Source organism: Microbacterium sp. (assembly GCF_011620665.1).
Lineage (GTDB): Bacteria > Actinomycetota > Actinomycetes > Actinomycetales > Microbacteriaceae > Microbacterium.
In genome coordinates, this window is sequence record NZ_WOYQ01000047.1 from 1 (window position 1) to 8528 (window position 8528).

General features: G+C 69.3%; 7 protein-coding genes. 1 reads left to right on the forward strand and 6 read right to left on the reverse strand.

Translation table 11 applies throughout. The features are described 5' to 3' along the window. Positions 1-64: 64 nt before the first annotated feature. The 6 genes from QZV81_RS06485 to QZV81_RS06510 are packed head-to-tail and all read right to left on the reverse strand — an operon-like array spanning position 65 to position 5510. Positions 65-1273: a hypothetical protein gene (locus QZV81_RS06485; protein ID WP_292834544.1), complete on the reverse strand. Its 1209-nt coding sequence runs from the start codon at positions 1271-1273 to the stop codon at positions 65-67. Further along, entirely contained in the window at positions 1270-2448 is a 1179-nt protein-coding gene (locus QZV81_RS06490; protein WP_292834547.1) for a hypothetical protein, read from the reverse strand. Before QZV81_RS06490 ends, QZV81_RS06485 begins: the two co-directional genes overlap by 4 nt. Then, the gene (locus QZV81_RS06495) at positions 2448-3167 is read right to left on the reverse strand and encodes a hypothetical protein (RefSeq protein WP_292834550.1); all 720 of its coding nucleotides are present in this window, start codon (positions 3165-3167) and stop codon (positions 2448-2450) included. The genes QZV81_RS06490 and QZV81_RS06495 overlap by 1 nt, the downstream gene beginning before the upstream one ends. A 2-nt stretch (positions 3168-3169) precedes the next feature. Further along, positions 3170-3529: an STAS domain-containing protein gene (locus QZV81_RS06500; protein WP_292834553.1), complete on the reverse strand. Its 360-nt coding sequence runs from the start codon at positions 3527-3529 to the stop codon at positions 3170-3172. Positions 3530-3538: 9 nt separating this feature from the next. Then, positions 3539-3862 carry an STAS domain-containing protein gene (locus tag QZV81_RS06505; protein WP_292834556.1) on the reverse strand — a complete coding sequence of 108 codons (324 nt, stop codon included), beginning with the start codon at positions 3860-3862 and terminating at the stop codon, positions 3539-3541. Further along, entirely contained in the window at positions 3846-5510 is a 1665-nt protein-coding gene (locus QZV81_RS06510; RefSeq protein WP_292834559.1) for a SpoIIE family protein phosphatase, read from the reverse strand. Before QZV81_RS06510 ends, QZV81_RS06505 begins: the two co-directional genes overlap by 17 nt. Positions 5511-5667: 157 nt before the next feature. Between QZV81_RS06510 and QZV81_RS06515 the strand changes: the two genes are divergently transcribed. Further along, entirely contained in the window at positions 5668-8451 is a 2784-nt protein-coding gene (locus QZV81_RS06515) for a BTAD domain-containing putative transcriptional regulator (protein WP_292834562.1), read from the forward strand. Positions 8452-8528 lie beyond the last annotated feature (77 nt).

The window sequence follows — 8528 nt, forward strand, 5'->3', positions numbered from 1 at the left end:
CAAGCGGCATCGGCGTGGCGTATCCCGCAGCGCCGTCCTGAGAGGCGGGGGTCATCATGTCCCATCACTCGGTCGGTCGGCGGGTCCAGACGCCGACGACGGAGGGCTCGAGGGTCCGCTCGACCGCGTCGGCTAGGTCGGATGCCGCGGTGTGCGGGTCCGCCCCGGTGCGAAGTCGGTCACCGAAGGCGACGACGACGCGCTCGGCGTCGTACTGCGCGCGGTTGAACCTCCTGTCGAGCAGGCGACGAGTGACACGCAGGACGGGAAGGAAGAACGCGGCGGCGCTGAGTGTGGCGAGGGCCACCCCCAGCGTGGTCGCATCTGGAAGCAGCCACGCCACCGAGGTGACCACGAGCGCGTAGACCGCGACCACGATCGCGGTGACCAGGGCGTAGGACACCGTGCGCGAAATGATCCGGTCGATCTCGTACAGGCGGTACCGCAGAACGGCGATCGCGATCGCGACAGGGATCAGCCCGTAGGAGATCAGCACAATGCTGCTGATCCCCTCCATCCACGGGTCGGGACTGAACCAGCTCGCGATCAGGATCACCACGGTCAGGCCGACGGCCCACAGCATCCAGCGCAGCTGGGCGCGTTCGACGGAACCCGCGCGACGGTAGCGCACGACGAGCGATGCGAGGGATCCGACGAAAGCGATGGCGAGCGCACCGAAGCAGAACGGGATGATGAGCGGATTCGTGACGACCGCGGGCAGATGCACGGGATTCGCGATCCCGGGGTACACCTCGATGGATGCGGTCGACAGCAGTCCGCTCACGATGACGAGGGTGCCGACGGTGAACCATGAGAACCAGCGCCATCGCGGCGTCGGAAGTGCCCCGTTGGGGAACCGCAGCGGGATCTGTGTGAGGAGCAGTCCGATCGGCGGGAGCCAGCTCCACGTGTCTTCGCGGTCGTAGCCGTACCAGAACAGCCACGCCGACACACCAGGCGCACTGTCGAGCAGGGCTTCTCCGAGGAGCATTGCGGGAGCGCCGAGCGTGAACAGTGCGGGGATCAGCAGAAGCAGCCACCCGATCGGATTGTGCGGGCGCTTCCAGGAGAGCAGGCAGCCGACCACGATGAACACCGACAGAAGGATGAGGAACGGCGCGAGGGAAACCAGCGCCGGACCGCTGCCGACATAGCCGACCGTCGCGATGAGCATGGCGAAGACGAGTGCGGCGAGGAGGAAGGCCGGCCATGCGGGGCCGGGCGAGACTCCCTCTGTCGTTTCGGCGTCGGCTGCGCCGGCGGGACTGTTCATGACCGTGCTCCTGTCGTCCAGATGCCGAGTGCGCCGGGTTGAAGCGTGCGCTCGATGGCGTCGACGAGGTCGTCTGCGGTGGCGGCAGGGTCGTTTCCGGTGCGGAGGCGTTCGCCGAAGTCGGTGACGACCTGCTGCGCGTCGAATCGCTCGCGGTCGAAGCGACGGTCGATGCGCCGCTGCACGAAACGCAGCACCGGGAGGAAGAGCGCGGCGGCGACCAAGGTCGCCACCGCGACGCCGAGGGCGGGCAGCCCGGGAAGCAGCCAGGTTGTCGAGGTCACGGCTCCGATGTAGATGCCCACGACCAGGGCGGTGACGATCGCGTACGACACCGTCCGCGAGACCACCCGGCCGATCTCATACAGACCGTGACGGGTCACCGCGATGCCGATCGAGACGGGGATGAGGTTCGTGGATACGACTGCGACTGCCGAGAAGAATTCGACCCAGACCTGGCCGGGGAAGATGGCGTTGATCGCGCCGGACAGCGCGACGGTGGCGATCGCGGAGACCAGACCGAACACGAGCCAGCGGTACTGCAGACTGCGTGCGCCGGTCGCGCGGCGCCAGCGCACCGCAAGGTCGGCGATGACGCCGAGGATGACCAGAAGGAAGAACAGCACTCCCACCGGTCCGGTCACGACGTCCGACAGGCCGGCGAGGGCAGGCACGGCGAGGGGGTTCGGTCGCGCGCTCACCGGCAGCGGATCGCTGCGGACGGCATCCGACAGCGCCGCCAGAGCCGCGAACGAGACCAGCATCCAGAACAGGACGCGGCCGACGCGCGTCTCGACGCGCCCGGTGGGAAAGATCAGTCCGATCACCGGAAGCAGCACCCAGGCGGGCCATCCGAGCGCGGCCTGCGCGGCCTCCGCCCACGCCGGGCCTGTTGCGACGCCGTCCACACTCACCCAGCCGCCGGCGTCGGCGAACCCGCCGGCGACCGCGAGTCCCGCGCTGATGCCCCACACGATGCCGACACCGTAGAGATACCAGCCCACGCCGTTTCTGGGGCGTGATATGAGGATGATGGCGCCGACGATCGGAAATCCGCTGAATCCGAGGAGCCCGGTCACCGCGCCGTACCCGATTGCGAGGATGGCGTTCAGCGCCAGGATCACTCCCACCCCGGCCCAGAGGCCCACCCGCCGTGCCACCTCGTGCGCCGTCATCAGGCAGCAGTCCCCGTGCGTCGCGGCCGGAACGGCGCAGTCAGAGTGTGCGCGACGGTGCGGATACCGGCGTTGTGGCGCACGTTCCTCCAGTTGCGCCAGATCCGCCGACGGTCGACGCACACCGTGTGCTCCTCGACCTCGACACCCTCGACTCCGTGTACTGCCGCGAGGTTGCGCAGCACGCCGGGCCAGAACACGTCCTCGCCGCGGCGCGCGACCGGCCACATGCTCTCGAACAGCGGATCGGAGCACCGCAGCAGCATCCGGATCTGCGCGATCGTGCGGCCTGCGGCATCCGTCTCGGCCGAGAAGGTGATCATCGCCGCGAACATGTGTCCCTCCGGAGTGAGGAACGTGAAGGACGTGTCATCGGCGTAGAGCACCAAGATGCCACTGGTCACGCCCCCCGCGGTGAGCGCGGTGACATCTCCTGGTTGGATCGCCGAGACCGAGCTGTGGAAGCGGCCCATGCGCGGCCAGTATTCGCCGAAGTGCGCGCGCCAATCGGCGATGAGCGACGGGGGCGTCACCCCGGCGCCGAGGTCGGCCGTGTAGGTGCGCTGCCAGAGCCGCCCGAACCCGTTCATCGGTCCGGCCACCCGCTTGCCCTGGATGTTGTAGCCGTGCGGCTCGGTGGGATCACTCACCTGCAGTCGGTCGACCTTCGATGCCCAGTTGCCCGCATCCCGCGGCGCGGCGCCGTAGCGTTCGCCCATGATCATTCTCCTTGCGATGCGAGCGCTCGGATCGCGGAGGCGGTGTCGTCGTGCAGGACGATCACCTCATCGAGCCGGGTGAGCTCGAAGATCTGCCGGTAGTGGTCGGTCAGCCCGACTGCGGCGATGCGCTGCTGTCGCCGCTGCCCGCGGACGAGCAGCGTGACGAGCATGCCGATGCCGCCGCTGTTCATGTACTCCATCTGCGAGAAATCCAGCACGACGAGCGCGGCGCCCGCGTCGGAGGCCTGCTGGTGAGCGGCCATCAGATCCTGTTCGCAAGCGGCCGTGACATCGCCCGAAATGGCTATTGCGGCCGCACCCGGTGCCGGATGGGTCACCTCCATGTGCGCTGATCCCATGTCGATCTCCTAACGTGGCGCCGGCTGGACGATCTCGATGAAGTCGCTCAACCGGGTGATCTCGAAGATGTGCCGATAGTGCTCGGTGAGGCCCGCCGCCCGCACGGCCATCTGCTGCGCGCGCGCACGCGCCAGCATGCCGACGATCAGGGCGATCCCTGTCGAGTTGATGTAGTCGACACCGGTGAAGTCGAGTTGCATCGACTCGGGCGTGTCCACGGATGCCGCGGTATACGCGTCGTCGAGCGCCGAAGCGGCATCCCGATCGATGCGACCCGACAGCACGACCTCCACAGCGTCGTCGCGGCGCCGGATCTCATGACTCAGACTCATCGTCCCTCCGTTCCGCGGGGGAGCCGCCCCCTGCGTCCGTGTCCTGCACGCGCATCACCAGGCGGACCACGTGTCTGTCGCCGTCGCTGAACTCCTCGACTCTGTCGACAAGTTCCCTGACCAGGAACAGTCCCCAGCCGCGGGGCGTCTGCAGCCCGGCGAGCTTCAGATCCAGGTCGGGCATCTCGGCCTGGATCTGAATCCCGCGACCGAAATCGCCCACCTCGACCGTCACGTAGTCAGGAGTCCGCCGAACCGTGACGAGCACTTCGAGGGCTGCATCCGCTCGATTGCCGTGTTCGATCGCATTCATCACCGTCTCGCTGACCGCGGTCTTGAGCGCCTCGAGCCGAGTTGGGTCGAGGGCGGGCGCAGCGATCTCGGCGACGCGGTCCATCGCATCACGTTCGTTGCCGAGTGCGCTGGCGACACTCAATGTCACCGACTCGGAGACGACACCCGGACGGCCGCGGAGCAGCGCGACCAGGGTGATGTCGTCTTCCTGTTCGACGCCTGCAGAGAACGTCGTGAGGGTCTGGACCGCGTCATCGATGAGTTCCTGGCCGGATTCTGCACGAGCGACCAGCTCTGCGGCCCGCCCGAAGCCGAACATCTCGCCGTCGGTGCTGTGCTGTTCGGTGATGCCGTCGCTGTACAGGAGCACGATCTCACCGGGGTCGATCACCGTCTCATGCTCTTCGTACACGCTGCCCGACATCAAACCCAGGGGCATGCCGCGTGCGTGCAGCTGCTCGACTCCGCCACCGCGACGGACGTACGGCAAGTTGTGGCCGGCGTTCGCGAACTCAGTGCGGCCCGTGTCGAGATCGATCACCAGCACGAGGCACGTCACGAACATGTGGGGCGGGATCTGCGGCATGAGAAGCTCGTTGACTCGCCGCAGCACCTCCCCCGGAGAGGTGACGATCGCCGCCGTCGAGCGCAGCAGGGCGTGGGTGCTCGCCATCACAAGCGCAGCGGGTACCCCCTTGTCGGTGACATCGCCCGTGACGACCATGATGCGGCCGTCGGACAGCTCCATCAGGTCGTAGAAGTCGCCGCCCACCGTGCGGGCGGGGCGATACAACGCCGCGAGGTGCCACCCGCCCAATTCGGGCAGTTCGGTCGGCAGGAACTGCTGCTGGATGAGCTGAGCGACGTGCAGCTCCTGTTCGATGCGCTCGCGCTCGCGTGCCTCATTCTCCTGCGCGCGCATCAACTGCCCGAGGCGGAGCGCAGGCGCGGCGTAGCGGGCCAGACTGTCCAGCAGCCGCCGGTCATTTCGCGAGTACGTCCGCTCGGACAGACGCCGACCGAGCGCCAGGATGCCGACCAGCTCGCCGCTCGTGACGAGCGGCACCACGAGGTGGACGTCCTGCTCGACCAGCCGCGTCACCGCGGGCGAGTATGCCGGAAGCGCGCCGATCTCGGCGGGTCCCGAGGCGGATTGGAGGTAGACGAGCAGCGGATCCCCGGGATCGATGTGGATGTCGATCCTCTGGGCGCGCGAGGGCGCCGCGCTCTGCTCGGCACGACGACCGGTGCGGGCCGCGGCGCGCTGCTGCCGGCGCACGGCTCGAGCCGGGGGCTCAGTCGCAGGATCGGCGGGCAGTGTCGTCTGCGCCGCCGTCTCGAGCGTGTCAGTCATCGGTACCCCCTCAACCGGACGCCTGCCCTGCGGCCGGTACTGCAACGATGATGATCCGCGGTGCGTTCCGAAAGCGTTACGGAGTCGGACGAATCTTGAAAGTCGAAACGCTCCGCCGGATGCCAGGGCGTTACGGTATGCACGGGAGGGTGCGATCGTGTCGTTGCGGCTCGAGTTTCTCGGCCCGCCACGGGTGTGGCGGGACGATGCCGCCGTGCGCTTCGACACCCGCAAGGCGGTCGCGCTCCTTGCTCTGCTCGGGGTGACCGGCCGCGAGTACGGGCGGGATGCCCTGGCTGGACTGCTGTGGCCCGAACTGGAGAGATCGCGTGCCCGTGCGACGCTGCGGCGCACGCTCTCGGTCGCCGCGGCCGTCGGTCCTGCGCTCGTCATCACCTCCGATCGGCTGGGGCTGGACCCAGGCGCGTTCGACTGCGATGTTGCAGGGTTTCGACGACTCGCCGCTTCGGGCGATCCCGACGATTGGCGGCGGGCGGCTCTTCTGCCTGCAGACCGCTTTCTCGAGGGTTTCTCGCTACGCGACAGTCCGCCGTTCGAGGACTGGATGCTGGAGGTGGCGGATGCTCTTCGCGACGAACTCTCGCGCACGTTGGCTCGGCTCGTCGTCGCCGCGGTGGAGCGCGGCGCGTGGGACCAAGCGCTCGAACACGCCCGGCGGCGTGTGCAGGTCGAGCCGCTGTCGGAGCCTGCGCACGCCGATCTGATCCGCGCCACAGCATTGTCGGGCGACCGCCCCAGTGCACTGCAGGCCTATCGCGGTCTCGTGCGGCTGCTCGACCGCGAACTCGGAGTGCCCCCGCTGCCGCAGACTCTCGCGCTGCACGAGGACATCCGCACCGGAAGACTGCGGGCGCCGTCCGAGAGGATCGAGCATGAGGCGGCGCAGGGCGAGTCGGTGACGGTTCGGGGCGGAGAGCGCGTAGGAGGGCGGCCCACGCCGGATGAGCCGGGTTCTGCGACCGAGTCGCGTCAGCCGCAGCTGATCGGTCGTGAACTGCAGGTGCGGCTGCTCGGCGACGCCTGGCGGGGATTGTCCGGCACGAGCCCCGGGCGTCTGTTCGGTATCGTGGGCGAGCCGGGCCTGGGCAAGACGGTGCTCGCCGGAACGGTGGCAGCCCGTGCGGGGGGTCGCGTGCTGCGGGTCGCCGGGCACGCAGCCGAGACCGCGCTCGCATATGCGGCCGCGAACGACCTCGTGCGCGCGATGCTCGGCATCCAACCCGATCTGGCCGCGAGGCTCGGCCCGACCGCGACACCTCTCGCGGCGCTCGCCACGCAGGTCGACGTGTCCGCGCCGCGGACGATCCGGACGCCCGGCGATCTGCAGCGTGTCCACGAGGCGGTTCGGGTAGGGCTCGAGCAGCTCGCGGCCGACGAACCGGTGCTGCTCCTGGTCGACGACGCGGAGCTGATCGACCGGCCCTCGGCGGTCCTTCTCGGCTACCTGGCACGTCGGCTGCCGCCGGGACTTCTCGTTGTCGTCGCGTGGACGCCGGGGACGACGGGCGGCCCGCTCCAGCAGGCCGTCGTGCAGGAGGGCGACACACTCACCCTGCAGCCGTTCGACGCGGCGCAGATCGCCGAACTCGTGGGTGCTGACCTGGATCCCCACGACGTGCTGCGCCGAACGCGCGGCATCCCTCTCCTGGTGCGCGAGCTCGCGGCCGCGCCCTCCGAGGCCGACGAGCACGAGATTCGCGACATCGTTGCGGCCCGGTTCGCCGGTGCGTCCGCGACCGCGCGGCAGGTGGTGGCGGCCGCGGTCGTGATCGGCACCGTCGCGCCGCCCGACCTGTTGCGCGCCGTGAGCGGGCGCGACGAGACGGAGACGGTAGAGGCGATCGAAGAGGCGGTCGCGCGAGGCCTGCTCGTCGAGCATGCAGAGACCCCCGGGTACGACGCGCCGCACGACCTGGTGCGTGCAGCGGCGCTCAACCCCCTGTCGCTTGCACGCCGCCGCCTGCTGCACGCGCGGGTCGCTGATGTGCTCGCACGGCGTCACACGGTCGATCCCCTTGCCACCCCGGCGGGCTCGGTGGCGCAGCACCTCGCCGCAGCCGGACGCGAAGACGAGGCGGCGGAATGGTTTCTTGCCGCCGCGGTCGCGTCCGCCCGCGTTTCTGCACACGATGAGGCGATCGTGCAATTGCGCGCGGCCCTCGCGCTCGGGCGTCGAGACGTCGACGTGCACGCGGCGATAGGCATCGCCCTGGTGCGACTCGGACGCTACGAGGAGGCGCTCGTGGCGCTGGATCAGGCCTCCGCCTCAGCGGAGTCCAATCCCGATCGTCATGCCGAGGTCGAGCATGCTATCGCCGGCGTGCACGACCGCCTCGGTGACTGGGAGCTCGCACAGTCGCACCTCGAATCAGCGCTCGAGCACGCGTACGCCGAAGATCGCGGGCGGCACGCGCGCCTGCTCGCCGATCTCGCGCTCGTGCTGCACCGGCGCGGCCTGACCCGCGACGCTCGCGCGACTGCCCAGTCCGCGCTGGAGGCTGCGTCCGCATCCGATGACGACGCCGCACGCACGCAGGCGGCGAACGTGCTCGGCATGGTCGCGCTCGCGGACGGTCAGATCGCCGCCGCGCAAGAACACCTCGCGGATGCCGTCGCAAGGGCGCGTGCGCACGGCGACGACGACCTGCTGATCGCCACCCTGAACAACCTCTCGCGCGTCCGGGCAGCGGAAGGCTCCTACGGGCTCGCGCTGGAGACCGCCCGAGAGGCGGTCGCTCTGGCTGAGCGCCAGGGGGATCGCCATCGGCGGGGAGCGCTGCATTCGCACGTGGCCGATCTGCTGCACGTCGCGGGACGCGACGACGAGGCGATGGCCGAACTCAAGGCCTCCGCAGTCGCTTTCGCCGAGGTGCAGGGGTCTGCTGGGCGCCCGGAGCTGTGGACGCTCACGGAGTGGTGAGTCCGACGATCCTCGCGCCGAGGGCGCCGACGACGCTATGTCGTCACGCGCTCGGCATGCGTCGACTGCGACTCGTC

What these genes read in the sequence shown, in the direction of transcription:
- QZV81_RS06485 (WP_292834544.1), bottom strand. Translation starts at nt 1,273, where the DNA reads ATGAACAGTCCCGCCGGCGCAGCCGACGCCGAAACGACAGAGGGAGTC.
- QZV81_RS06490 (WP_292834547.1), bottom strand. Translation starts at nt 2,448, where the DNA reads ATGACGGCGCACGAGGTGGCACGGCGGGTGGGCCTCTGGGCCGGGGTG.
- QZV81_RS06495 (WP_292834550.1), bottom strand. Translation starts at nt 3,167, where the DNA reads ATGGGCGAACGCTACGGCGCCGCGCCGCGGGATGCGGGCAACTGGGCA.
- QZV81_RS06500 (WP_292834553.1), bottom strand. Translation starts at nt 3,529, where the DNA reads ATGGGATCAGCGCACATGGAGGTGACCCATCCGGCACCGGGTGCGGCC.
- QZV81_RS06505 (WP_292834556.1), bottom strand. Translation starts at nt 3,862, where the DNA reads ATGAGTCTGAGTCATGAGATCCGGCGCCGCGACGACGCTGTGGAGGTC.
- QZV81_RS06510 (WP_292834559.1), bottom strand. Translation starts at nt 5,510, where the DNA reads ATGACTGACACGCTCGAGACGGCGGCGCAGACGACACTGCCCGCCGAT.